Genomic DNA, 26,210 nt, shown 5'->3' with positions numbered 1-26,210 from the left:
GGACCGGCGCCGAATCGGGTGCATTCCGGCCACGCACCCGAAACCTTTCAACGGTCAAATCGTTGCGTCAGAGCCAACACTGGGGGCGGGCCCCGATGAGCGCCTCGGCTACCCGTGCCGAGTTGCTACGGGCGATGGAAGAAGTTGCGTCGGTGGTGCGTCCGGGGACGAGTGGTCTTAAGCTGGCGTACCGCAGTCCGATTGTGCACCAGTGCTTTTGGGGCCCGAATCAGGCTTTGGTGAGTTGATGCGGGCAGTAGAACTTCGCCGAGATCATGGCGAAATTCGATGCCATCTCCATGTCCATGCCCGGGTTGTGGGTCTTCACGTCATGGACCAGCTCCAAGCCCGACTCGCCGTTGTTCAGGCACGAGCACACCGCCCTTCCGGCGGCGACGGCCGAATCGGGACTATTGAAGGTGAAGCCGGCCTGGTGCAGTGCGGCGAGAAAGCCGCCGTCGTCACCGTCGGGGGCGGGCGGCGGATCGGCGTATGCCGGCGCGGCTAATCCGACCATGGCGAGGATGCCCGCGAGCGCTAGAAGTCGCTTCATCATTGATCACTCTTTTCGTTTCGGCCCGATCGCGAAAGTTCGCGGCTGGACGAATGCTGCTGTCCCCTAACCGGATTGCGCATCGGCGGGTAGAACCTTGGATTTGCCACCCTTTTTCAGGTGCACCGCGTGGATGCCGGGTTTCTTCGCCAGCTGTTCGAGCAGCGCGTCCAGTCCTTCCTGGTCGACGTTGTGGTGTTGCACGGTCTCGGGCTTCTCCGAAATCTGTGCGACCAGACGCTTGAGTTGCTCGGGTGATTGCTTGTCTTTGAGGTCCTTGATGGGCGTCATGCGGTTGCGGACACCGGCTTTGACCACGGTGGGACCTCCGGCGCCGAGGGCGCTTCCCAGCATCCCCGCCATTCCCATGGAACTGAACAGGCTGCCCTCGCCCAGTGCGGCCGCCGGTATCGCCTCGGGGCCGGCGGCCGACAAGGCGGCGGCCACCGTGCGGACGGCCGGAGTGGCCGCGGCCCAGCTGGGCGGTACGGTCAGCTTCCCGACCAAAGTGCCGCGCGCGAAACCCGCGGTCGGGCTCAGCGCGTCGTACAGCGTGCCTCGGCCGAGGCCCAGCGCCCCCAGCCCGGCGCCCAGCGCATCCTTGGGCAGCGCACCGTAAGCCACGGGTGGCGCGAACTTGAGCCACTGCGACAAGGGGAAGTTGATCAGCAGCCCGATGTCGTTGAACTGCGTCGTCAACCCCAGCGGCACTTTCACGGCGTTGTATATGCCTGTGTAGAACGCCGCTCCCCCCGGGACGGTGTTGAAGAGGTCGGTCATGAACGTCTGATAGAGGTAGGCGAGATTGGCCGGCAGGGAGAACGGGCCGGTGTAAGGAAGGGATGTGGTGGCGGCCTCTTTCACGGCATTCGCCACGCTGCCGGTCGCCGTGCCGCTCGATTGGCTCACCGCTGCGGCCTGCGTCGCCGTGCCCGACTCGTTGGTGGTCTGCGGCGCCGGGGTGAATTGACTCAGGCTGTTGGAGGCGGTCGCCGATGAGGCGAAGTAGGTGTCCATCGCCGCGGCGTCCTGAGCCCAAAAGTCGCTGTACTCAGTCTCATTCGCCGCGATTGCCGAGGTGTTCTGCCCGAACAGATTGGTCGCCACCAGTTGCGCCAGCAGGGCGCGATTCTGCGCGATCACCGGCGGCGGCACGTGCGCGGCGAACGCCGTCTCGTAGGCCGCGGCCGCCGAGGTGGCCTGGGCGGCCGTTTGCGCGGCCTGCGTCGCGGTCTCCTGCATCCAGGCCACGTAGGGAGTGGCCGCCGACGCCATCGCGATCGACGACGGACCCACCCACGGCCCCGTGGTCAGGTTCGAGATCACCGACGAGTAGGAGGCCGCGGTGGACTGCAGTTCGGTGGCCAGGTTCTCCCAGGCCGTCGCCGCGGCCACCAATGACTCCGCTCCCGGACCGCTGTACATCCGGCCCGAGTTGAACTCCGGCGGAAAGGCTCCGTAAAACATGTCTGTCCCCTTACCTGGTGGCGGGCGCCTGGTTGAACGGCAAAGTGGTCATCGCGGTCAGTCTTCGATGCACGGGATGACGATGATGGTGGCCGTCGCGGGGTCCGCCTCGGCGACGGCGCCGCTCAGTGCGCCGGCCGCCGCGGTGCCGACCATCGGCCGCGTCGCGCTGGCCGCGACGGCACGACCCGCCAGGCTGGACAGCCCCATCTGGCTGAAGACGCCCTCTTCGCCGATGAGCGAGGCCGCCGGGGCGGCCGCCATGTTGGTCGGAAACACCTGGGACAGTGTCCTGATCGCGGGCGCGGCTTCGGTCCAGCCCTGTGGTACCGACATGCTGCCCACCAGGGCCGCCTTCCCCATCGCCCCCGTCACCGGCGCCCCGCCGACGGCGGAGCTGAGCATCGGCTTCACGGCGGCACCGCTGGTGAGCGGCGCCAAGGCGCCGGAGATAACCTTCGGCCCCGCAAGGTAGGCGGCGGCGCCCTGCCCGTTCTGGCCCCACGCGTATGCCTGCCCGAACGACAGGAACGGACCGCCGGGGATGGTCGTCCACGACTGCGGCGAGTAGACCCCGGTGACGACGGACCAAAACTCGTTCCAGTTGGTGATGGCAGGGGGCAACGTCAATTCCCCCGTCGACGAGTCGGCCGCTGCCGTCACGGCTTGAGCTGCCGGCTGCATCGTGGTGCCCGCTTGCGACAGCTGCGTGGCGGTATCGGAGCTGGATTGCGCCGTGGACTGGGTGACCGCGGCCGCCTGCGTGGCGCCGGCCGATTCGTTGGTGGTCTTGGGCGGCTCGGTGAAGGGCGTCAGCTGCGACGCGGTCGCCGACGACGCCGCGTACCCATACATCGCGACGGCGTCCTGCGCCCACATCTCCATGTACTGGGCCTCGGTGGCGGCAATCGCAGGGGTGTTCTGACCCAGAAGATTGGTGGCGATCAACGTCGCCAACAGAGCGCGGTTGGTCGCGATCACGGGCGGCGGCACCGTGGCCGCGAACGCCGCCTCGTAAGCGCCCGCGGCGATCTTGGCCTGGGCGCCGGCCTGCTCGGCCTGCGCACCGGTGGCGTTGATCCAGGCAACGTATGGCGCCGCCGCGGAGGCCATCGCTATCGACGAGGGCCCCGTCCAAGGGCCCGTCGTCAGAGCGGCGACCGTCGAGCTGTACGACGAGCCGGTTGCCTGCAGTTCGGCGGCCAACTCGTCCCATGCCGCAGCGGCGGCCAGCAGCGGCCCCGACCCCGCGCCGACGTACATCCGCCCGGAGTTGATCTCCGGCGGAAGCGCCCCGAAATCCAACATGTACTACCTCCGGTCCCTCGAATGGCCGCCATGGTAGGCGGGGTTTTGCGGCCTCTGCCGCAACCGCGCCACAGTTCTAATGAAATCCATCAAATCCACCGCCGAGTCCACCCGTGATTACCGATCTGTAGCCCGGAGGCCCAGTATCCTTGGCTTCAACCTTCGCTACCGATTTGCATCTGAAAAGCTCCGCCAACACCTTTGGCTAACTTAGCGATCATCGTGATTTAAAGGCATTTAATCAAGTTTGACGTCAGGTTACCTAAAGTTAAATCTACACAGTGCAGCACAATCATAAGATGTGGAAAACGCCTCGTCAGCCGCATTTATCCACTGTGGATCTGCTTGGGAGAGACTGTCAATCAGCAAAAATCGGAGTCAACTTGATACAACCCGCCCGCACTCACAGTTTCTTCACAATCCATTCGCAGACCGACGTCAGGAAATGACAATAGTGTGTACCAATATACCAATACCCGCTTTTGAATTCGCTTTAGGCGCGCGTCAGCAACACCCTTTTCGGATAGCACTGCCTTTGCTTTGATTTGACGCACGCTGACGCATCATTCGCGAGGCATCAATTTCTCGAATCCGCTGTGTTCTCGCGGATGCAATTCACCCGCTGCCGGGCAATGAGCTCCTGACGCGCAACAATTTCGGTACCGCCCCAGGAGTCGCCGGCGGCGCGCCGTTGCGAACAATGGCCTGGCGCTCCGCGTCCTGGGCGGTGGCCAGAGCTCGGATCCGCGCGCGGCGGGCGTCGGCGCCGCGGAGCAAGTTAGTAATTGCCATCCGTTCCCCTACTGTTCACCAAGCAGATTAAACGGTGTCAACTGGCTCAGCCCTGATTAGCTGCTGACAGTTTTCTGTGAGCGGGTCCCCGCTGACCACAGTCGTTTTCGCAGCAAACTCTCCATCTGTCTGGGCCTTCGAAAATGTTGCCGAAGCGCGGAATTTCCCCAACCGATGCTGTAGAAATTTGGCCTGTTGATGGTGTCCGGGGCCGCGCCGCCGGGACAGTACGAGTTGACGGCGGCCAGATTCGCCGCAGCCACCGCTGCGCCGTGCACACGGTCAAATGCACTCGGATACAAGCGAATTCGCGCACTCGCGAATCCTGTTGTACAACAAGAACGGAAGGAGCTCTATTACTCCGTCTTCTCGGCCACGGCGGCGTTGAAACCGTCAGCGAGATCCTCCCGGGTGAGTTCGCGGAACCGGAGCAGTTGCCGCTCGCTGAACTCGCTGGCGTCGCTGGCCAGCACCGCGTCGAGATCCTCGTCGTCCAACCGGAAACTGCGATGGTCGCGAGCCTTCTCCACCACGTTGCGCACGAAGCCTGCGTTGCCGAGGGTATCGATACCGCGGATGAGATCGCCGTCCTCGGAGTAGGTCTCGTCGAGGTAGTACTTGGTGTACGACGGCAACAAAGCCTGGGCGGCCTCATCGGTGATGACGTCGTCGTTGTCCTGGCCCATCAGCCGGGTCAGCGCGACCAGTTCGTCCGGCGTGTAGCTGTAGAACTCGATCACGGTCGAAAAGCGTCGCCGCAGACCCTGGTTCACCTCGAGCATCTTGTCCATGGCCTTGGCGTAGCCGGCGCCGAAGACCACCAGCTCGTCGCGATGGTTCTCCATGTACAGCAGCAAAGTGTTGATGATCGCGTTGCCGTAGGGGTCACCTTGCTGGTAGCCCTTCTCGTGCAGCGTGTGCATCTCGTCGAAGAACACCGCCCCGCCCAGAGCGCCTTCGAGCATCTCCTCGGTGTTCTTCTCGGCGTCGGCCATATAGCGGCCCAACAACTTGGTGCGGCTGGTTTCCACCACCAGCGGTTTGCGTAGCACGGTCAGGCCGCAGAGCTGTTTGCTGAAGGCGCGGGCGACCGAGGTCTTGCCGGTCCCGGGTGGGCCCAGCAGCAGGGTGTGGCGCGAGGTCACGGGCACCGGTAGACCCATCTTGGCGCGGGCCAAGTTCACCTTGGTCGTCGACTTGATGAGTTTGATCTCCCGCTTGGCGCGCTCCATGCCCAACATCGCGTTGAGCTCCTCGTCGCCCTCGGCCAGGTACTTCGCGGCCTCCTCGGCGTGGCGGGCGGCCTCGGTCTCCGCACGCGTGGGCGCGCTGTCGACATCCCAGGGATCCGTGCGAGCCTCGATGGTCTCGGGATCGGTCAACACCAGACGAAAGTTGGGGTTGTCCAGCGCCTCACGGGCGGGCGTGAACTTCGGGTCACGCGAATACACGCGGCGCAGCAGTTCGACGGCCTCGTCCTCGCGCCCCAGGTGTCGCAAGCACATGCCCTGCGTGTACAGCGCGACATTGGCCGCGCCGGGGATCCGGTCCGCCTCGACAGCGTCCTGGCCTCGACGGATGGCCTCCTCGAAGACGCCGAGCGACGCCAGCGCCGTAGTGGCCATGGCCGCGCCGGCGGCCTTCAGCTCGGGCTGACGCCAGACCTTTCCCTCGGGAAACCGGTTGAGCACGTCCGGCCAGCGTCCGGTGCGGAAGAACAACACACCCCGCACGTAGTTGACCAGTTCCTCTTCGAAAGGTTGGCGAGGTTCAACCCCGTCGAGAAGTTCGGCGGCTTCCTCGTACCGTTTGGCCTCGGCGAGAACGGCGGCGTAGGCACACGCCAGTGATTCCACGCTGGTGACGGCAAGCTTCAAGAACAGACCGTCGGAGACCTCGGGACGAAACTCCAAATCGGTGACCCCGAGGCGGCGCATCTCCCAGCCGAACGTTCTTGTCGCCGACCACGCGCCGGCGAGCACGTCGAGGCTCTGGTCCCCCGCCAGCATCCGGGCGAGCCAGGCGTCGCACATCTCGGGGTCGAGATTGCTTGCCGTGGTGAACATTTGGGATGCAACCTGCGGGTTATGGCTAGGTTGCAGCCCATTGACCGAGATGCCGGAGGCAAGCAGGCCGGCGACCATCGCATTACGGGCGCCTTCGGCGATGGATTGCGGCCGCGTCATTGCGCTGCAGGCACGCCCGCAGGGCTCCCTCGCAACTGATCGACCGACAGCACTAGCTCATCGTCGCCGTGCAATGTGCGGTTCGGCACGACCAGAAGCGGGTGGGTGGCCGGCGCGGGCAGGCTGGCACGAACCGCGGCCAGCTGACGTCCGGTGAGACGGTTGAGACCCGACGCGATGTCCCTGGGCAGCCGCTTCTCGGTGTGGTAGCGCACCCAGGCCGACACATGCGGCCGGCCGCCGCGCGAGGTGAGCCGGACCGTGAGGATGGTGGCGACGGCGTCGGCGTCCCACACCTCGTCCAGCGTCTCGGTGGTGATGCTGCCCGGCGTCAACCAGAAGCTGGTCGCGTAGCCGTTGAAGTGCTTGAGGAAGCGCCACCCTGGGCGGCTCCAGGTCGGTTCGAGGTCGGCCAGCACCGCACGGTCGACGTCGGCGAGTTCCTCTGCGGTCAACGGCCGGGCCGCGCAGGTGCTGCCATCGAGGTCCTGGGCAAGCCGTTCGGTGGCCGCGACCAGGGTCGAGGCGAGCGAATCGCGGGCCGCGACCGCCGCGACGTTGCGCTGCGGGTTCATCCGCAGCACCAGCCACGTGCGGCGCACATACGAGGTGGACTGGTCGCTCACGACCTCCCACTCTTCGGGGCCCCAGTCGTCGAGCTTCGACAGCTCGTTGGCGTTGCCGCCGCGGCGAATCTTCACCGACACGATGTCGATGTCGTCGAGGTGGATGTCGAACTGGCGCAGGCCGTCGGCGACCGATTGCACAAGCAGTGTCGGCGAGCCGGTGCGGTGGCGGTGGCGCGTCGCGGCGTCTTCTTCGCTGTCGTTGATCGCGATCACCGACACCAGATGGCCTTCGTATTCGCGCACGCCGACTTTGTCGCGTCCGAAGCGGCGCTGGTAATCCAGTGCCGGTGTGCAGCCGGCGGCCAGCGCGGTCCCGGGGTCGGCGGACCAATCCCACAGCCAGGTGGCCAATCCCGACGTCACCGTGAGGCCGTGATAGGTGACCAGCGACAGCAGCGTCACGAGCGCTGCGAGGGCAACGCCCACCCAGAACGCGATGTGGTACTGGCCCTGCCAGGACTGTGGGCAGTGACTGGCCACTGCCATGATGACGACGTCGGCCACGAAGACCGCAGTGACCCGCGGCCACGTCAACGACAACCCAAACCTACGCTGAGCCTTCATTAGTGTTGCTGCTCCGCCCTTATTGCTGCTTCCGCGATCGCTTCAGAAGCATCGCCGTACCAAATACGCCCCCGCCGACCAATAGTGCGCCGAGCAAGCCTCCGGCGGCCACCCACACTGGGACCATATCCCGTGGCGGGGCGGGCTTCGGAATGTTCAGGGGTGCCGACAGTTGCTGCGGCGGCTTCAGCGGGCCTTCGGGCACATCCCAGGTCAGTGCCGCGACCGGGTCGACGACGCCGTGGCCGACCTGGTTGTCCACGCCCCGAGCCGGCGCGTGAGCGGTGCGGGTCAGCCGATTGATGACCTGATACGCCGAAAGCTGCGGGTACTTGGCCCGAACCAGCGCCGCCACCCCGGACACGATCGCGGCCGAGAAGCTGGTGCCTGCCGGAACCAGCAGGGTGTTGTCCGGGCCGTCGATCGCGTTGATGACGCCGTCGTCGCGCGGCGAGAGCCCAACGACATCGACGCCGGGCGCGGCGATGCCCACCCACGGCCCGGCCATGCTCGTCGAGGCCTGACCCTGATTGCCCTGCGTCATCGGGTGACCCTCGGTGTCGACGGCGCCGACGGTGAGGACGTAGTCGCTGAACCAGGACGGCGTCACGACCGTGCTGACGGCGTTCCAGTTCCGAGGATCGTTGGGCTGCAACGGATCATGCGCCGGGTTCTGCTTGCAGTCCTTCTTGCTGGTGTCGCCGGCGGCGGCCACGATGACGGCGTTCTTGTCGACCGCGGCGTAGCGGACCGCCGCGCCGAGCGCGCGCTGGTCGAGGATGTTGCGGGCGCTCATGCACGTGACGTCGGAGATGTTGATCACCGACGCCCCCAGGTTGGCGGCGTGCACGATCGCGCGGGCCATCGTCTGAACGTTGTCGATCTTCGCCTGCGTCTGCGGGTCCTCATCGCCGGTGTAGGCGTCCTTGAGGCCGAAGGCCTGGCTGGACTGCCGGATCGAGACGATGTCGACGTCGGGCGCGACGCCGCTGAAGGCGTCCGGAGCCGCCGGAGCGGGCGGCGGCGGCGGGGGCGGAGGTGGCGGCGGGTCCAGCGGCCGCGGGTTGTCGACCTTGGCCACGTGCGCTCCACCCGTATAGGCCGGAATCGTCAGCGTGCCGGCGCCGTGGTTACCCGAGGGGGCCTGGCCAGGAGCGTTTTGTCCACCCTGCGGTGGTCCCGGCGGCGGGCCCGCCGGCGCTTGTTGTGCGGGCGCCTGCTGCGCCGGCCCCTGTTGTGCCGGCCCCTGTTGTGCCGGCGGCGCACCGAAGGGACCCTGCTGGCCCGGCGGCTCCTCCTGCTGCTGCTGCGGAGGCGCCGACGCCGTCGGGGGAACCATCGTGACCGTCTGCGGCAGTGGCGACAGCGTCACCGTCTGCGGAGGCGGGGCTTTCGGCGGCGGTTCAGTGGTCGGAATGGTGACCGGCCGGCGCGGTCCCACCGGCGCCGCGGGGGCACCGTTGGCGGGCGCGGCGCCGATCATCGACGCGACGATCGTGCCGTGCGCGTCGCAATCCGACAATCCATCGCCGGCCATGATGTAGTCGCCGCCGGGAAACAGGTGTTGGAACCTGGGGTGCGGGCTGACACCGGTGTCGATCACGGCCACTCGTTGCCCCGCGCCGCGGCCGAACTGCCATGCCTCCGGCAAGTTCAGCATGTCCATGTACTTCGGCTGCAACCGGAAGTCGGTGCCGGGCAGCACGCCGACCTCGGTGCAGTACGAGTTCTGCTTCATCGGCGCGGGCGGACTCGGCGGACCGTCCGGCGGCACCGCCGCCGGATCGATCGCCGGAGGAGAAATTGCGTATGCGGGCGGTAACCCGGCTAAAGCACCTGAAGTGAGCAAGATTGCGGCGATGGTCGCAGCTGATGCGCGACCACGCCACATCTTGCGGTTAGCGGTATCGGATTGCTGCATAGACATTCATCAACCAGAATGCCAGCGGGAAAATTGGCATCAGGCAGAGGTATTCAATCCATTCCACAAATTTGCGGAAGAGCGGGCTGTAGACGGTGTTGGGCACCACGGCTGCGGCGGTAAGACCCGCCGCGGGCAGCAGCACCAGGATCGCGGCGCTCATCGAGACCGCCAGCGGCGACTGCAGGACGAGCGCGTAGCGCACCACGATCGTGCCGACGATCAGGACGGCCGTCCCGGCCAGGGTGATCGCCTGCCAGCGGTCGACGTAGGAACGGCCGCGCAGCAACAGGAACCCTGCGCAGAAACCCGCCAGCAGCAGCGGCAACCAGCGCTGGCCGGTGTGCGGGTCCGACAGCGAGGTCAGGCAGACGATCATCAGGACGCCCAACCCGATCAGCAGACCGGTCAGGAAGGACCGGGCACGCTCGGCTTGCATCAACACGTCGCGGACCGAAGCGGGCCCCTCCAGGACCGGAGGGCCACCGTCGGAGCGCACGACCGTGGTGGGCAGGTCGGGCCGGGCCTCGAACACCCAACGGCTGGTGGCCGACGGGAACACCGGCAGCCGGATGCCGGCCAGCCGGCGCGAGATCGCAGGAGCGCTCTGGTAGCTCAGGACGCAGACCAGCACGATGCAGGAGAACAGCGTCACGGCGCTGGTCATCGCCACCATCCGCGCCAGAGCCGCAATCGCCGCCACCAGGCTGATGGTGACGAGCGCGGTGTAGGTCCCCAACCGGCGGCCGGTGAACCGCAGCGCCAGCATCGCGGCGACGGTGAGCACACCGAAGCCCAGAACCGCGTGGGGTGATCCCACTCCGCCGGGCGGCGCGGCAGCGGCCGAGACCGACAGCGGCGCCAGACCACTCAACAGCATGGTGTCGGCGACACGGCGGTCCGGCTGCGTCCGGGCGCGCATCAACAGCATCAGCGAGACGCCCAGCACGAGCGCGGCGATCACCGCGGCGTAAACCGTTGGCAGCCAAGAGTTGTGGTGGAAGCGGTACCAGCCGAGCAGCCCGGCCGCGGCCGTCACGCCGATAGCCACCATCGAAGCACCGACCTGCAAGGCGATGATCGGGTCGATCGCGGCGAAGCGCTTGCTGAGGTCCGCGGCAACCGCGGTGGAGATGTGCTCGATGACCTGCGAGCGGTGCTCCGTGTCGGGGATGAACCGGATCCACAGCCGGTCGCCGTCGTAGACGTCCTGCTCCGTCAGCGACTGGGTGGCCCGCAACGGCGTGCCGTCCACCAGGCACAGAGCCCACCGGCCACGACCGGTGGCCTCCAACGGCGTCTCGGCGAGCTCCCGCAGCCGGCCGTTGACCACCTTCAACAGCGGATCGGTCATCACGGAGACGGGGGCGTTCGCGTCCAGCAGGACGCCGATTTGCACGCCCTCGCCGGCCATGACGCCGACGACAACCGCCCGAGGCTGCGAGATTCCCTCTACGTCAGGCTGTAGCGCTTCAACTACCGCAGTCATCGCCTTGCACTCCCTACCCTGGTGTATGTGTAACCCCGTGCCGCCAGCCGCGCGGGCGCCTGTGTCGGACTACTCGCCGGAGCTGTGTGACCCCCCGGAAAGTTCAGCTCGACCAATCCGAATTTCATCTGCCTCGCCTTGCGATTAAAAGTTGTGGTGACACTGGTTTGAGGTTTGCTGATGCTCTGAGAGAAGTATGCCGTGTTCGCATCTGGGCCGCATGTTGAATGCAGACGCATTGGTGAACTTTATGTTTCGTCTGATTCTCAGACCCTGCTGTGCGTTTTCCACTCGCCATAAGGAAGTGTGTCCAGCACCGTTTTGACGCCGACTTGCACCAATTGCGGCGTCGCCGGGCAGATAGCGAGCCAGGCCTCTCCCGAGCCCGCGGTCCGGGCCTGCTGGTAGAGCGCGATGCGGCCACCCGAACCGTCCTTTAGCGACAGCACCGAGGCACTCGGCCCCTTGGCGTCGTCGCGGTATTGACGCGCATACACCGCCACCTCGGCGGCCGGCTCCGAAAGGGCCTGGCCCAGGGCGGCGACGGTGGCGGCGCTGATGCCCATCCGGCGCAGATCGCCGCCGGAGAAGACGTTGAATCCCGACTCCTGCCAGGACTTCGTCGCTTCGAGCATCTCTTCCAGCGGCACGTTCACCGCGTTGATTGCCGCAGGCTCCGCGTGGTGAATGGACTCCAGGGCGTCCATCACGAGCGCCGCGATCGAGGCGCTGTCGGCGACGGCGACGTCGTCGACGGTGATGTCGCCGCCAACCCGGACGGCCGACACCCAGTGCTGGCCGCGACGGGCCAGGACCACCCGGAACTCGTTGTCGGGGATATCGCGCGAACCGGGCGGCGTGTTCTCCTCGTCAAGCACCCCGTAGGCAAGCTTGCCCCGCGACAGCAACGCGACGACTTCGAGGTCGGGCGCTGCGAGCACTCGCATTCGCGCGGCCACTTCCTCGTTGACCTGGTCGTTCTCGATGATGCCCTGCTCGCGCATCACCGCCATTCCGGGATGGTCGTTCATCCAGTCGCTGGAATCCGTTGATACAAATGGTCGGCACCGCAACTCCGGAGCGACGTGCCGAATGTCCAGGAGTGCCTGAAGCATCCAGAAACCATCGACGTTGACGGTGATGTCGGTGCGGGTGCTCTGTTGGTCCATTAATTCCTCAAAAGGGTCAATTTCGCCGGAAACTGCAGGACGCGGCAGCACACCGACGGGTGGTGTGCTGCCGCGCCTGAAGTGGGGTTAGGCCCAGCTGGACCCAACGGCACTGTCCGTGCTCGCCATGTTGCTGCCGGCGGTCTGGACCTTCTGGCCGTGGGAGTTGGCCTGCTCGTAGATCACCTGGAAGTTGCGACCCAACTGGGTGATGAACTCCTGGCACGCGACCGAACCGGCACCACCCCAGAAGTCGCCAGCGGCCAGCACATCGCGAACGATGGACTGGTGCTCAGCCTCGAGGGACGCAGCCTGGGCGCGGATCAGGGCACCGTGGCTGTCGACATCGCCGAACTGGTAGTTAATTGTCATAACGGTGTTCTCCTAATGTCCTGAAATCGTACGCAGAATTGGTTTGTAGCGCTAGCTGCCGAGGATTTGCTGCGAGGCCTGCTCTTGCTGCTCGTAGTTGTTGGCGTCGCGGATCAGACCGTCACGCACTCCGTGCAGCATGTTGACGATGTTGCGGAAGGCCTGGTTGACCTGTCCCATGGTGTCGTACGAGGTGGCCTGAGCCTGGCCGCTCCAGCCGGAGCCGGCGATGTTCATCGACGACGCCCACATCTTGCGGGCCTCGTCCTCCACCGTCTGGGCGTGCACTTCGAAACGGCCCGCCATCGCCCGCATTTCGTGCGGGTCGGTCATAAAACGAGTTGCCATGTTGGCTGTCTCCTTATTTGGTGATTACTCAGATGTTGTAGTGGTGACGACGATGGCCAGATCGGTTACGTCCTGACGCAACCGCCGAGCCGATTTCATAGAGACGCTCCCCCTCCCCTTCTGCCGGCGGCCACCGGGCGAATTAACGCGGTGACGTCAAACCCGAACCGCGGCGTTTGAGTTGACGGAGTACACAGTGCGTCTCCGGCCGCGGCCATTGGCCGGCCGGCAGATGTCGGGATCATCCCTTGCGGGGTGGTTACGTTAGAACCCACGTCGGTGACGATCTGGTCCGACCCCTCCACCGCCAATTCGGTCAGCCGGCAGCGGCTGCGTTGGCGGCTTCGGTCACAGCGTAGGAACCGGAGCTGGTGCTCAGGGTGTTCACGAAGGCCTCGTGGACGGCGGCGGCTTGGGCGCTGACTGCCTGGTACATCTGAGCGTGCGCGGCGAACTGCGCAGCAGTCAGAGCCGACACCTCGTCGGCGGCAGCGGGCACCACACCGGTCGTGGGGGCCGCAGCAGCTGCGTTCTGGGCGCTAAGGGTCGACCCGATTGCCTGCAGGTTGCCGGCCGCCGCGGCCAACGCCTCGGGCTGAGTGGTCACGAACGACATATTTGGTCCCTCCTAATTTATTCCCCGGACTCTGCGATGAGAGTAGTAGACGGCGCCCACCGAGACTCCCTCGGAAGACGCCTGTTTGCAACTGTTCACGTGACGGTAGAACTAATTCATTTTCGGTAACGCCACAGTAACAGCGTCGGCCGCCGATCGCCCGTGTTCACAGGACGGTCACAGCAAACGACGATCCGGCGCTGGCGCGAAACTTGCTGGTAGACGCCCCCCTGGACACCCGCCCCGTAAAGGTCTCGATAAAAATCTCGGTGCCGATTAACAGCGGCCCTAGACTAGCAACGGATCGATACCGTTTGGGGTGCTTTCGAATGCAGCCTTTTACCTTTTCAGGGCCCAAATATGAGCGCACGCCAAACCCGGCGTCCATTCACAGCAACGTCGGCGCGAGACGCCCATTCGCGTGGGCGGGGTTAATGGCCGCGTGGATTCGGTCGCCGGGTCGGCGACCGAGTCGGCAAGCTATCCGGCAAACGGCGGACGAGCCATGACGGTGGGTCGGAATCCGTACTTCGGACCGGCCGCACCATGCCCGCCGGCACCCACTCCGGCCAACGGCATACCCCCGAGCAGATTGCCCGGTCCACCCGCAGCCTCAGGAGCGGCGGTGACGGTACTGACCGGTATCGCGCGCCCGAATTCGGGCGCCGCCGCGGCATGCGCGCCGGACCAGGAAGCCGGAACAGATAGTTTGCCAACGGAACCCGCACTGCCGATCGCGGCGACCGGATGTGCCGCGGCGGCACCGCCACCGAGCATGCCGCCCAGGCCGCCCAAACCGGGCAGGGCCTTGGCGGCGGCCGGAGCCGCGCCACCCAAAATACCCATTGACTTGGCGATCTGGACGCCGAAGTTACCCATACCGACGCTGAAGTACGGCAGACCCTCGCTGTTGTAGAACAAGCTGGCAAACGGGCTGTAACCGTTGACGATTGCCCCCAGGCTGGTCGGGAGGGTGGTCTGCCCGGTCAATAGGAACCAGATCTCCTGACCGGGGGTCGTCGTCGCCGCGGCCGCCGTCGTCGCGTTCGTCGTTGTGCTGGTGCTTGCCGCGGGCTGTGCCAGGGCTTGCAGGGTGCTGGTCACGGATTTGTTCGCCGTGGCGTTGGCCGTCGTTCCCGCGGTGGCGGCGCTCTGGGTGGCCTGAGCGTCCGGGTTCGCAACATCGGGCGCCTTGGTAAACGGTGTCACCTTCGTGGCGGTCGCCGACTGGCCCGCGTAGCCGTACATCGCGGTCGCATCCTGGGCCCAGAACTCGCCGTACTGCGATTCCAGCTGCGCGATCGCCGGGGTGTTCTGGCCGATCACGTTGGTCTGCACCAGCTGCTGCGTCAACGCCCGGTTGGTCGCCACCGCGGGCGGTGGGACCGTCGCGGCGAGCGCTGCTTCGTAGGCCGCCGCGGCCGCCTGCGCCTGGGTGGCCGCCTCCTCGGCCTGTGCGGCTGTCGTCGTCAACCACGTCACATACGGTTGCGCCGCCGAGGCCGCCGCCGCTGAGGCCGGACCCAGCCACTCTTCACCGCTGAGCGTGCTGATGATCTTGTCGTAGCTCAGCGCCGTCGCGTTCAGCTCCGCGGCCAGCGATTTCCACGCTGAGGCCGCCGTCGTGAACGAGGTTGACCCCGGGCCGGCATAGATCCGCGCCGAGTTGACTTCCGGTGGTAACGCCCCAAAATCCAACACCAATGGCCCCTTAACCCGTCATGGCTGACGTTTGAGTAGTGACTGACGTTAATGCGCTTGTGTCCGGTTGCTCGTCCCTGAGCTCGCCGAACGGCTGATGCGACGACCGGATGGCCGGTTGCCGGAGTCGGGTGTCGCAGGACCGGCCGAACGCCGATCGTTGGGCGGGTCCACGGTCTTGACCTGCAACGGCAGCTCGACCGACGCCGGGGTTCAAGGCCGGCTTGCCGAGCGCGCGAGCCGGCGATGCGCTTGTGATCGAGCTCGCGGGTGTGCGGGCCGCCGATAAAATCCGGCCGCGGCTAAATGCGGGTGAACGCATGCTGAACTCCACGTCATCCGGCCGAGGGTGGGCGCGTCAGCACGCTGTAGCGGAACCCGTATTTGTTGGTGTAGCCGGCGGCGGCGCCGCCGCGGCGGCCCATGGCTCCCACCGGCATCCCGCGCAGCAGGCCATTGGCCGGTGCGGCACCCGCCGAGCCGGTCGTGGCGACCTGCAGCGTGGCACCTTCGTCGGCGACTGCCGGCGTGACGGACGAGGTGAGGGTGGCCCACTGTTGGGGCACCGACAACATCCCGACCCGGGCGGCCTGGCCCGCACCCGCGGCTACGCCGCCGCCGACGTGACCCAGCCCCCCGCCGAGGTTGCCCAGCCCCAGGCTGGCGAACTGCGGTGTCGGGAACCAGGCTCCGGAGGCACCGGCCGTTGTCCCAAGGCCCTGGAACGTCTGCTGTCCGATCGACAAACCGAAGTTGGAAATACCGCTCGAGAAGTACGCCAGGCCTGGGGTCCATTTCAGGAGCACTTGGTATTGACCCGAGGCCAGCCCCAGCCAGTTGTTGGTCGGCGTCGGCAGTCCGTATGTCAAGAAATTCTGGATCGTGTTCGTGAGCCAGCTGAACGGACCCGGATCGGTCGTTGCGGCGGGGGTCGTGGCGGCCGCGGTGACCTGCTGCGTCGCCGCCTGGGGTGCGGCGGAAGTCGTGGCCAGCTGTGAGGTCGTGTTCGCCGCGGTCTGGGCGCTGTTGCCGGCGGGCTGTGCGGTCGCCTGCGTGACCGCGAGGGCCTGATCCGACGGCGCGTCGGGAGTGGTGGTGTTCGGCGGCGCGGTGAACGGGGCGAACTGCGAAGCGGCCAGCGACGAACCGGCGTAACCGTACATCGCGCCCGCATCCTGGGCCCACATCTCGGCGTACTGGGCCTCCGTCGCCGCGATCGCGGGGGTGTTCTGCCCGAGGAAGTTCGTGGCGACCAACGTTGCCAACAACGTTCGGTTGGCCGCGATCACCGGCGGCGGCACCGTCGCCGCAAACGCCACCTCGTATGCCGCCGCCGCCGCCCGGGCCTGGTTGGCGGTTTCCTCAGCCTGGGAAGAAAGCGTGCCCAGCCACGTGAAGTACGGCGTGACCGCCGACACCATCGACGTCGAGGCCGGCCCTATCCACGGCCCACTGGTCAGTTCGGAGATCGCCGACGCGTAACCGCTTGCCGCCGAACCGAGTTCGGCGCCAAGCCCGTCCCAGGCGGCGGCCGCTGCCATCAGCGGCGCCGAACCCGGGCCCGCGTACATGCGCGCAGAGTTGATCTCCGGCGGGAGCGCCCCAAAGTCCATGGCCTACGAAACGCCCGTCTCGACTGACATGTATTTCCTCGCAAGTGGTCGTTGACCCTCGAGCATTTGCTCGCTTGCGGAAGGCTAAAACGGCGCGTGCCCGTCGTCTTCGAGCGACGAGAGCGCCGGGGGGCCGGGCGCCGGTCTCCGACCCCAGTGCGGGCGCAGACGCAAAAGCCGGCCGGTCCTGGCTGCCGGCTTTAGGGAATGCCCCGTTACCTGCGTAAACGGTGAACGAAATCGATTCCCCGACGATGCGCGCTCAATGGCCACAGCCGGTTCGCTCGGGTGTGGGTACGCGTGCGCGGGATAAAAATCCGGTCGCAGTTAAAGGCGCGCGAACGGCCGGTTAAAAGTGTCCTCGGGAAGCGACGGCAACGCGGACGAAAAAACGAACAGCGCCACCGGAGACCGGTGACGCTGTTCGTACAGACTTCTTCAATGACGCCTTAGCACAAGGCTTTTGACGCTATCCGGCGAAGGGCGGCCGGGCCATGACGGTAGGCCGGAAGCCGTACTTCGGACCGACCCCGCCGTGTCCGCCGGCCCCGACACCGGCCAGCGGCATACCGCCGAGCAGGTTGCCCGGTCCGCCGGCGGCCTCTGGGGCCGCGCTGACGGTGCTGACCGGAATCGCACGGCCGAACTCGGGCGCCGGCGCCTGGGCCCCGGACCACGAGACCGGAACCGACAGCTTGCCGCCGCCGATGGAACCCGCACCGCCGCTGAGCGCCGACACCGGGTGAGCCGCGGCGGCACCGCCACCGAGCATGCCGCCCAGGCCGCCCAAACCGGGCAGGGCCTTGGCGGCGGCCGGAGCCGCGCCACCCAAAATACCCATTGACTTGGCGATCTGCACACCGAAGTTACCCATACCAACGGAGAAGTAGGGCAGACCCTCGGTGTTGTAGAACAAGCTCGCGAAGGGGGCGTAGCCGTTGACCGCGCCACCAATGCTTGTCGGGAGCGTGGTCTGCCCGGTCAACAGGAACCAGAGTTCCTGCAAGGGGCCCGGCGGGTCGGCCGCGGCCGCGGCGGCCTTGACCGTCGTGCCGGTGCCCGTGGTCGCCGCCGGCTGAGCCAGCGCCTGCAGGGTGCTGGTGACCGACTTGTTCGCCGTGGCGTTGGCCGTCACGCCCGCGGTCGACGCGGCCTGGGTGGCCGTGCCGCTCGGGTTGGCGACCTCAGGCGCCTTGGTGAACGGCGTCACCTGGCTGGCGGTCGCGGACTGGCCCGCGTAGCCGTACATCGCGGCGGCATCCTGGGCCCACATTTCGCCGTACTGCGCTTCCAACTGCGCGATGGACGGGGTGTTCTGGCCCAGCACGTTGGTCTGCACCAGCTGCTGTGTCACGGCCCGGTTGGTCGCCACAGCCGGGGGCGGCACCGTCGCCGACAGCGCCGACTCGTAGGCGGACGCTGCCAGGCGTGCCTGGGTGGCCGCCTCCTCGGCCTGGGTCGCAGTCGTCTGCATCCAGGTGACATACGGCTCTGCGGCCGAGACCATCGCCGCCGACGCTGATCCCGTCCACTCCTCGCTGCTGAGCGCAGTGATTATGTTCTCGTAGCTGAGTGCCGCCGCATTCAGCTCCGCCGCAAGGCTGCTCCACGCCGTCGCGGCGGTGGTCAAAGAGGTCGCCCCCGGCCCCGCGTAGATGCGCGCCGAGTTGACCTCTGGCGGTAATGCACCGAAATCCAACACCTTTGACTCCTTTAACCCGCCGCGGCCGCGTTGGCCGCCTCAGTCACTGCGTACGACCCCGAGCTGGTGCTCAAGGTGTTGACAAACATCTCGTGCACTGCGGCCGCCTGAGCGCTCACGGCCTGGTACATCTGTGCGTGCGCGGCGAACTGCGCCGCCGTCAGCGCCGACACCTCGTCGGCGGCCGCCGGGACCACCCCAGTCGTTGGGGCCGCAGCCGCGGCGTTCTGGGCGCTCAACGTCGAGCCGATGGTTTGCAAGTTGCCCGCTGCCGCGGCCAGCGCCTCGGGCTGGGTGGTGACGAACGACATGTGATTTCTTCCTTCCCTCAGGCTCGATGATCTTCGGAGGAATGGTTTGCTCGTGAGACTAACTGGATCACGTGGGCCTCGCTTCCGTAGTACCGAGTGTTCATTGGTGGACAACTGACGTTCATTTGCGGTCTTCCTCAACCGGCCGAAGGCGGGCGTGTCAGCACGCTGTACCGGAACCCGTATTTGTTGGTGAAGCCGGCGGCCGCGGCGCGGCGTCCGCCCATGGCTCCCAGCGGCATTCCCCGCAGCAGGGCATTGCCGGGCGCGGCACCCGCCGCACCGGCCGGAACGGCTGCCATCGGGGCACCTTCCGCCTCGGCGGCGACCGCGGGGGTGACGGACGAGGTCAGCGTGGCCCACTGCTGAGGTACCGAGAGCATGCCGACCCTGGCGGCCGAACCCGCTCCTGCGGCCACCCCGCCACCGACGTGGCCCAGGCCGCCGAGGTTGCCCAGCCCCAGGCTGGCGAACTGCGGCGTCGGGAACCACGCACCACCGGCACCCGCCGTCGCACCACCGGGGCCCTGGAACAACTGCTGCCCGATCGACCAGCCGAAGTTCGCGATGCCCACCGCGAAATACGCCTGCAGGGTCTGCTTGATGATCGCGGTGTACTGACCCGGGGCCAGCCCGAGATAGTTGTTGGTCGGCGTCGGCAATCCGTAGGTGAGGAAGCCCTGGATCGCGCTTGTCAGCCAGGTGAACGGTCCCGGGGGGTCGGTCGCCGCCGGGGCAGCTGCCGCCGCGACCTGTTGCGTCGGTGCCGCAGTGACCGTCAGCTGTGAGGTGGTCTGTGCGGTGTTGCCGGCCGGCTGAGAGGCGGCCTGCGCGACCGCGGCAAATTGCTTGGACTCTGCGTCGGGCTCTGCGGTGTCGGGCGGCGGCGCAAACGGGGCGAGCTGCGAAGCGGCAATCGACGCGCCGCCGTAGGCGTACATCGCCCCGGCGTCCTGGGCCCACATCTCCGCGTACTGGGCCTCGGTGGCCATGATTGCGGGCGTGTTGATCCCGAGGAAATTGGTCGCGATCAGATTCGCCAATAAAACCCGGTTGGCCGCGATCACCGGCGGCGGCACCGTCATCGCAAACGCGGCCTCGAAGGCCGCCGCGGCCGCACGGCCCTGACTTGCGGCCTGCTCAGCCTGTGCGGCTACGGAACTCAGCCAGGTCATGTAGGGCGTGACCGCCGACACCATCGACATCGAGGCGGGCCCCACCCACGGTCCGCTGGTCAGCTCGTCGATCACCGAGTTGTAACCACTTGCCGCCGTGCCCAACTCCGCCGCCAACACGTCCCAAGCCGCCGATGCAACCATCATCGGTCCCGAACCCGGACCCGCGTACATGCGACCGGAATTGATTTCGGGCGGTAACGCTCCGAAGTCAATCACCGTGTCCTCCTCATTTGGCCGCGATCGTTGGCGATCCGGCTGCCATATAGGAATTAGAGGTGGCCGTGGTTACGGCTGTGTAATCAAAGCCACCGTTGGGTCGCTGACGCGACGGGATCGGCTGACGGAGACCATCGGCCCGCAACCCCATCAGACGAGCCGGCCGGTACACGATGATCCCAGGACTGCGCTCGCAAACATGGTCTCCCACCACGCTTCTCGAGCTTTCGATCAGGACCGACATGCACCCTCTGCCTCGACTAATCCCCTGCTGTCAGCAACCGAGCGACAGCTCGACGTTTGCCCGAACTGCCGCTCGCAGATGAGATTAGTTCGTTACCAGGCGGCCACCGATATCCGATGCCAACTGTTCATTGAAGGCTAACCACTGTTCACTCCCCCTCGACTGCTGTTCACTTAGGGGAACTGATTGTTCATTTCAGGTTTGCTTAGAAGTCGGGCGATTGCTCACGGCCAGTTCGCACTAATGCGCATGTCCTTGGGCGCCGTCAATCCTCTTCGATGAAGAGCGCCATTTCCGGGCAGGAGGCCACGCCGTCGCGCGTCAATTGCACGTCTTCGGGGTTCACCTCGTGGTCCTCGAGGATGGAATAGCCAGAGTCGTCAATGGGGAACAGATCGGGGTCGACGGCATAGCACTGGGCGTGGCCCACGCACTTCGACTTGTCGAGACGAACCCTCATGAGGCTTCCTCCGTGGACGGCTTGAAGGATAATAAGCAAGATCGCCTTATCGAACCGATACCCAGATTAGTCGGTCGGTAAAGTACGGCAGGTGGCTGCCGATTCAGGCCGGCCGCCGTGGGTGTGCCGCGATAGGCCGAAGTCGGGCTAAGCGGTCTCACGCGCGGCGGGGTCCCGTCGGAATCACCAAACATCAAGACAGACAACCGGAGACGTGAGCGCATGAGCAGCCTTGGTGAAGGCACGTTCCATCTACCGCGGCTTGACTACGAGAAGCTGCCGATGTCGGCCGACCGGGGCGTCGGGTGGAACACGTTGCGCGATGCCGGGCCGGTGGTGTTCATGAACGGCCACTACTACATCACCCGACGCGAGGACGTGCTGGCCGCGCTCCGCAACCCGAAGGTGTTCTCCTCGACGGTGCTTCAGCCCCCCGGCCACACGCTGCCGGTGCTGCCGCTGGCGTTCGACCCGCCGCAGCACACCCACTACCGCAAGATCCTGACACCGTTCTTCAGCCCACACGGGCTCGCCAAGTCCCGTCCGGTGCTGGAGCGTCACGCGACGGAGATGATCGCCCAGCTTGCCAGTCGGGGCGAATGCGAGGTGATGGCAGACTTCGCACGCCGCTATCCGTTTCAGGTGTTCATGGACCTCTACGGTCTGCCGATGGAGGACCTCGATCAGGTGCTTCGCTGGAAGGACGCCGTCACCGACGACAAGCCCTACCTCACCCCGGCCGACCTCGAAGAGGGCTACAAGCTGTTGCAGTATCTGGCCGACGTGATCCAAGAACGCCGGCAGAACCCGGGCTCTGACATGCTGTCGCGAGTCATGGCCAGTGATGGCAACTTCACCGACCTGGAACTGCTGGGCATGAGCCACTTGCTGATCCTGGCGGGACTGGACACGGTGACGGCGGCGATCGGGTTCTCCCTGTTCGAGTTGGCGCGCAGGCCGGCGCTTCGCAAGGAACTGCGTGACAATCCAAGGCAGATCCGGGTTTTCATCGAAGAGATCGTCCGATTGGAGCCGTCGGCGCCGGTGGCCCCCCGCATCACCACCCAATTCGTCGAGGTCGGCGGCATGACGCTGCCACCGGGCACATCGGTGCGCTTGTGCATGGCGGCCGTCAACCGCGACGGCAGCGACGCCATGTCCACCAATGAGCTTGTCATGGATGGGAAGGTGCACCGCCACTGGGGATTTGGCGGCGGACCGCACCGGTGCCTGGGGTCTCACCTGGCGCGGATAGAACTCACGATCATCGTCGCGGAATGGCTCAGGCAGATTCCCGACTTCGAACTGCCGGAGAACTACGCCCCCGACATCAGCTTTCCCTCAAAGAGTTTCGCGCTGAAGCGATTACCGCTGCACTGGGGCTGATACCTGGCACCTGCCAGTCAACCCCAGCGCAGCGGTAACAGTCCTACTTGCGGAACTCCGTCGCGGCGACCTGAACGAACACACCGGTGTCCTCGGCCATCAGCAGGCCTCGACCTCGGGGCAGCGGGCCACCCTTCATCTTGCCGCGGATGAACCCCTCGTCGGGGTCGGCGTCCATCACCAGCAGCGGCGAGTTCGCCTGGGCCAAAGCCCGCAGCATCGGGTCGCTGCCCGCCGAAGACCAACCACCGAACGTGCGGGTGACGAGGACGTGCAAGCCGACGTCCGCGGCCCTGGTGACCCATGGGGCGGCCTTGTGCAGCGGCGAATCGAAACCTGCAGGCAGCTGCTGGATGTCGTCGACGATCAGGAAGATCTCCGGTCCACTCCACCAGTTACGCGACAGCAACTCCTCCGCCGACAAGCCGGGCGGTGGTTCGCGGCCCGCCAGGACCGCGGCCAATTCGCCCATCATCGCCTGCACGCCGTCGAGGTTGTACGCGAACTTCTCGACGTAGTCGGACCCGAGCGTGGTCAGCAGCTGGCGCCGTGGGTCGACCAGCCACACCTGGGCCGACGGCTGTCCCGCCGGGGGTGTCGGTGCGCTGGAGGCTCCCGGTGCGTACAGCCGGCCGATTTCGGACATGATCGTCGCCAGCGTGGTGGTACGCCCACATTCGCGGCGGCCCGTCACCATCAAGTGCGCGTTCTCGGCGAAGTTGAGATAGACCGGCGACAGGTCCAATTCCGAGATCGCCCAAGTGATTCCGCCGGCGCCGACGCCCTGGCGGGTGTCGCGTGCCGCCAGCTCGCGGAGCTGTTCCAGCCCGAACGTGGCGGGCAGACGACGCACCGGCGGGGCCTGCCCGCTCGTGAGCCGGCTGACCGCGTCGACGATGGTGTCGGACTCGAAGACGTTGTCTTTGGTGCTGGCCAGCGCGGGCCGACCCACCAAGGTGTGAAGACCGGCCTGCGGGTCGCTGTCGAGTCGGATGTAGTTGACGGCGACCATGCCGCGGCCCGGCTTGACCGGAACCTCCTTGGCGAACCGGGAACGCACCAACTTGGCGTCTTCCACGGCGGCCAGTCGCAACTCGACCCGGGAACCGAAACCACTACGCACCGGCGGCCGCAGCTCGGATTCGCGGTCGGCCGTGACCACCACATGGACCCCGAACGACGGGCCCTGGTTGATGATCACGTTCACCTGCTCGATCAGCACCTCGTTCTCTTCGGCCAGCGCCCGGTAGTTGTCGACCACCAAATACACGTCGCCGAACCCGTCGTTGGGCACCGGGCCGGGCTCGCCACCGAACTTGCGCCGCCGGAAGACCTCCATGGAGGCGATTCCGTACTCGAGGAAGCTGCGCTTACGGTCGCGCACCAACGCCAGCAGTTCGGCCACCGTGCGGCGGACGCCGTACGGGTCGGTCGGGCCGGCCACCTCGCCCACGTGGGGCAGGCGGGCGACCGTGGTCAGTGCCGTGCCGCTGTAGGCCAGGCAGTAGAACTGGACCTGCTGCGGTGTGTGGGTGAGTGCCGCCGAGCAGATCAGCGTCTGCAGCGCGGTCGTCTTACCCGAACCGCCGGCCCCCAGAATCAGGACGTTGGCTCCGGGCCCCGAAGTGTCGACCGTCCACGGCGGCTGGTCGTGCTTGAAGGGTCGGTCGATGACGCCGAGCGGGAAGACCAGGTTCTGGGCCTTGCCGTAGTCCTGCTGCCAAGGGTGGCCCAGGAAGCGGTCGACCAACTCGTCGATCGCAACGGGCTTGGTCAACGGCGGCTGCCACAGCCGGTAAGGCTCGAAGTCGATCTTGCGCAGCTGATCGATGATCACCGTGCCGACCTTGGGCACCCTGATGCCCTCGGCGTCGTCTTCCTCGCCGTCGAGGCTCTCCACCGCCTCGATCACCTCACCGTCACCATTCGTGAGCAAAGCCGCCGAGGCGGTGTCCGGTCCGCCGACGCTGACCTCCAGCGGGGTGAACGAGTTGGTGAACAACTGCGGGCGCACGTAGTCGATGCTGTGCACCAGCGCCGGGCCCTCATCGCCGTCGTCGGTGATCCCGCGCGGGAAGTAATCCCGCCACAGGAACTCGGCCTGGAATCGGGTGATGTCCTCCAGGCTCCGACGGAAGTAGCCCAAACCGGCCTGGGCAGGCAGGTTTACGGCGTTCGGCACACCGGCCGCCTGCGCCGCACCGGCGGTCCGCGCCTTCAGCACCAGGCGGTAACCCATGTTCTCCATGAGTTTCTCGGCGCGGCTTTCAATGGTCTGCGACGCCATCATGAGGTGGATCCAGTAGGCGCGGCCCTGGCGGCCGATCGAGTCGAGGACGTCGACCGCGGTGGGCATGATGCGGAACCACTCGTAGAACTCGTCGATGACCACCACGAGCATCGGGAGCGGCGCCATGTCCTGACCACGGGCGCGCATCCTGCCGCGCACCGAGTTGTACTCCTTGGCGTCGTCGACACCGGCGCTGTCGCAGATCGCCTTGCGCCGGGCGATTTCGCCCCACAGGGCGTCCAGGAAGCGTTCCATCAGCGCCTGGTCTTCTTCCAGGTCGGTGATGATTCGGGACACGTGCGGCACCCCGGCGAACGGCTTGACGGCCGACCCACCCTTGAGGTCGGCGAGCACGAACTGGAGCTCTTCCGGCGGGTGGCTGAGCATCAGCGACTCGATCACGGTTCGCACCAGCGTCGACTTACCCGAACCGGTCGTTCCGGACATGACGCCGTGCGGACCATCGCCGCCTTCGTCCAGCGACTTCATGTCCAGGAACAGCAGTTCGCCGTTGTCGGAGCGAACACCGAACGGTGCCCGCAACCGGGATCTGCCCATGTTGTCGGCGCGGTTGCTCCACAGCGAGTTGAAGTCGATGTGGCCCGGATCGTCAATCCCGTAGTACGCCATGATGTCTCGCGCACCGATGTGGGCTACCCGCTGGCCGATCTCTTCATAGGCCTCGGCGAGCCGCCAGCGCGCCACCTTCTGCGAGAAGTCCTCCGCCTCAGCGGCGCTGAAGTGGTCGGTGAGCGCGAAGAACCACGGCTTTTCGTCGATCACCATCCAGGTGTCGCGGTCACGCGGCAGCGCCTCGATCACGCCCTTCTCGTCGAATAGCAACGTCCGCTCCGGCACCGAGGTCCACATCGAGGAGCCGGTCAGGTCGAAGAACGTCACACCGTCGACACCTTCGGTGCTGATGACGTATTCCCATTGCGGGTCAACGGCATCGGCGATGATCACGGTGTGCGGCGTCGGGGTTTGCGCCGACGAGCTGGCGTGCCGCGGCGTGAAAGAGCCACGGCCGGCGAACAACTCGGCCTGCTCGGCAGCGAACTCGCGCACCGAGCTGTAGACCATCCGCGCATTGCCCGCGGCGTCCTGGCGGCGCGGGTCACCGAAGTGCGGCAGCCACTTGACCCAGTCCCACTCCTCCAAATCCGAACTAACGACCACCATCCGGACGTGGTCGGGTCCGTGCGAGAACGCCAGCTGGCAGACGATCGCACGCATCAGGCCGACGACCTGCTCGCGGTCCCCCTGCAGCGCGTACCAGGGTTCGACCAGCAGCGAGATCATCTTGGGCAGGTTGTAGACGACGCTCTGATAGCGACCGAATTCCTGCAGTGCCTTACCGGTCACCGGCTCCAGCTCGATGTCGGTCGGCATGTTCTGGGGCTCACCCCAGGTCACCTCGGGTCGCGTCATGCCGACACCGACTCGGACGACCCCGAAGTTGAGGTCCTTGCCGTCAGGCTTGCGCTCCCACATCCGCGACGAGCCGACAGCCGCCGACAGCGTGCTGGGCGCCGGGTGGAACCACCGGTAGTTGGAGTCCATGCTGTCGGCCGACTCGTGGGCGGTCTCGCGCAGCATGTCCAGCATCAGCATGAACTGGGCGCGCATCGAGTCCAGCTTGGGCCGGCTCATCTGCTGCTGACCGCCGAACCGGCCGCCGAACATCATCATCGC

At 66.3% G+C, this 26,210-nt stretch carries 19 protein-coding genes; 1 reads left to right on the top strand and 18 read right to left on the bottom strand.

Going from position 1 to position 26,210, the window contains the following annotated elements:
- Positions 1 to 229: 229 nt before the first annotated feature.
- From JOZ00_RS18410 to JOZ00_RS18330, 17 genes are all read right to left on the bottom strand, one after another.
- On the bottom strand, positions 230 to 556 hold the full coding sequence (locus JOZ00_RS18410) for a DUF732 domain-containing protein (RefSeq protein ID WP_293346143.1): 327 nt from the start codon (positions 554 to 556) through the stop codon (positions 230 to 232).
- A 63-nt stretch (positions 557 to 619) separates the two neighbouring features.
- Positions 620 to 2,020 (bottom strand): PPE family protein, encoded by a 1,401-nt coding sequence (locus JOZ00_RS18405; RefSeq protein WP_293346141.1) that lies wholly within the window; start codon positions 2,018 to 2,020, stop codon positions 620 to 622.
- 57 nt (positions 2,021 to 2,077) lie between these two features.
- Complete coding sequence (locus JOZ00_RS18400; protein WP_293346139.1) at positions 2,078 to 3,328, bottom strand: PPE family protein; 1,251 nt, start codon at positions 3,326 to 3,328, stop codon at positions 2,078 to 2,080.
- 1,148 nt (positions 3,329 to 4,476) lie between these two features.
- Positions 4,477 to 6,306 (bottom strand): type VII secretion AAA-ATPase EccA, encoded by a 1,830-nt coding sequence (eccA, locus tag JOZ00_RS18395; protein ID WP_293346137.1) that lies wholly within the window; start codon positions 6,304 to 6,306, stop codon positions 4,477 to 4,479.
- A complete protein-coding gene (gene eccE, locus JOZ00_RS18390) occupies positions 6,303 to 7,499 on the bottom strand; it encodes a type VII secretion protein EccE (RefSeq protein ID WP_293346135.1) in 1,197 nt (398 codons plus the stop codon). The genes eccA and eccE overlap by 4 nt, the downstream gene beginning before the upstream one ends.
- A 19-nt stretch (positions 7,500 to 7,518) precedes the next feature.
- Positions 7,519 to 9,420, bottom strand: coding sequence for a S8 family serine peptidase (locus tag JOZ00_RS18385; RefSeq protein ID WP_293346133.1), 1,902 nt, complete (start codon positions 9,418 to 9,420; stop codon positions 7,519 to 7,521).
- Positions 9,398 to 10,909 carry a type VII secretion integral membrane protein EccD gene (gene eccD / locus JOZ00_RS18380; RefSeq protein WP_293346131.1) on the bottom strand — a complete coding sequence of 504 codons (1,512 nt, stop codon included), beginning with the start codon at positions 10,907 to 10,909 and terminating at the stop codon, positions 9,398 to 9,400. Before eccD ends, JOZ00_RS18385 begins: the two co-directional genes overlap by 23 nt.
- A gap of 266 nt (positions 10,910 to 11,175) precedes the next feature.
- Positions 11,176 to 12,078 (bottom strand): ESX secretion-associated protein EspG, encoded by a 903-nt coding sequence (locus JOZ00_RS18375; protein ID WP_293346129.1) that lies wholly within the window; start codon positions 12,076 to 12,078, stop codon positions 11,176 to 11,178.
- 87 nt (positions 12,079 to 12,165) lie between these two features.
- Positions 12,166 to 12,450 carry a WXG100 family type VII secretion target gene (locus JOZ00_RS18370; RefSeq protein WP_293345465.1) on the bottom strand — a complete coding sequence of 95 codons (285 nt, stop codon included), beginning with the start codon at positions 12,448 to 12,450 and terminating at the stop codon, positions 12,166 to 12,168.
- Between the two features lie 51 nt (positions 12,451 to 12,501).
- The gene (locus tag JOZ00_RS18365) at positions 12,502 to 12,798 is read right to left on the bottom strand and encodes a WXG100 family type VII secretion target (RefSeq protein WP_007771418.1); all 297 of its coding nucleotides are present in this window, start codon (positions 12,796 to 12,798) and stop codon (positions 12,502 to 12,504) included.
- A gap of 316 nt (positions 12,799 to 13,114) precedes the next feature.
- Complete coding sequence (locus JOZ00_RS18360; RefSeq protein ID WP_293346102.1) at positions 13,115 to 13,414, bottom strand: PE family protein; 300 nt, start codon at positions 13,412 to 13,414, stop codon at positions 13,115 to 13,117.
- Positions 13,415 to 13,894: 480 nt separating this feature from the next.
- Positions 13,895 to 15,118: a PPE family protein gene (locus JOZ00_RS18355; RefSeq protein ID WP_293346100.1), complete on the bottom strand. Its 1,224-nt coding sequence runs from the start codon at positions 15,116 to 15,118 to the stop codon at positions 13,895 to 13,897.
- Between the two features lie 332 nt (positions 15,119 to 15,450).
- Complete coding sequence (locus tag JOZ00_RS18350; RefSeq protein ID WP_293346098.1) at positions 15,451 to 16,728, bottom strand: PPE family protein; 1,278 nt, start codon at positions 16,726 to 16,728, stop codon at positions 15,451 to 15,453.
- Positions 16,729 to 17,197: 469 nt separating this feature from the next.
- Positions 17,198 to 18,430 (bottom strand): PPE family protein, encoded by a 1,233-nt coding sequence (locus JOZ00_RS18345; protein ID WP_293346096.1) that lies wholly within the window; start codon positions 18,428 to 18,430, stop codon positions 17,198 to 17,200.
- Between the two features lie 11 nt (positions 18,431 to 18,441).
- On the bottom strand, positions 18,442 to 18,741 hold the full coding sequence (locus JOZ00_RS18340; protein ID WP_293346094.1) for a PE family protein: 300 nt from the start codon (positions 18,739 to 18,741) through the stop codon (positions 18,442 to 18,444).
- 137 nt (positions 18,742 to 18,878) lie between these two features.
- Entirely contained in the window at positions 18,879 to 20,135 is a 1,257-nt protein-coding gene (locus tag JOZ00_RS18335; RefSeq protein WP_293346092.1) for a PPE family protein, read from the bottom strand.
- A 509-nt stretch (positions 20,136 to 20,644) separates the two neighbouring features.
- The gene (locus JOZ00_RS18330) at positions 20,645 to 20,839 is read right to left on the bottom strand and encodes a ferredoxin (protein WP_293346090.1); all 195 of its coding nucleotides are present in this window, start codon (positions 20,837 to 20,839) and stop codon (positions 20,645 to 20,647) included.
- 222 nt (positions 20,840 to 21,061) lie between these two features.
- On the opposite strand from JOZ00_RS18330, the gene JOZ00_RS18325 reads away from it, so the two are divergent.
- Positions 21,062 to 22,225 carry a cytochrome P450 gene (locus JOZ00_RS18325; protein WP_293346088.1) on the top strand — a complete coding sequence of 388 codons (1,164 nt, stop codon included), beginning with the start codon at positions 21,062 to 21,064 and terminating at the stop codon, positions 22,223 to 22,225.
- Positions 22,226 to 22,268: 43 nt separating this feature from the next.
- Here JOZ00_RS18325 and eccCa read toward each other — a convergent pair.
- The coding region (eccCa, locus tag JOZ00_RS18320) for a type VII secretion protein EccCa (protein WP_293346086.1) at positions 22,269 to 26,210 on the bottom strand (3,942 nt) is incomplete at its 5' end.

This window comes from Mycobacterium sp. (assembly GCF_019243155.1).
Lineage (GTDB): Bacteria > Actinomycetota > Actinomycetes > Mycobacteriales > Mycobacteriaceae > Mycobacterium.
The sequence above is the reverse complement of the archived record's forward strand: the minus strand, read 5'-3'. Positions and strand labels throughout refer to the sequence as shown.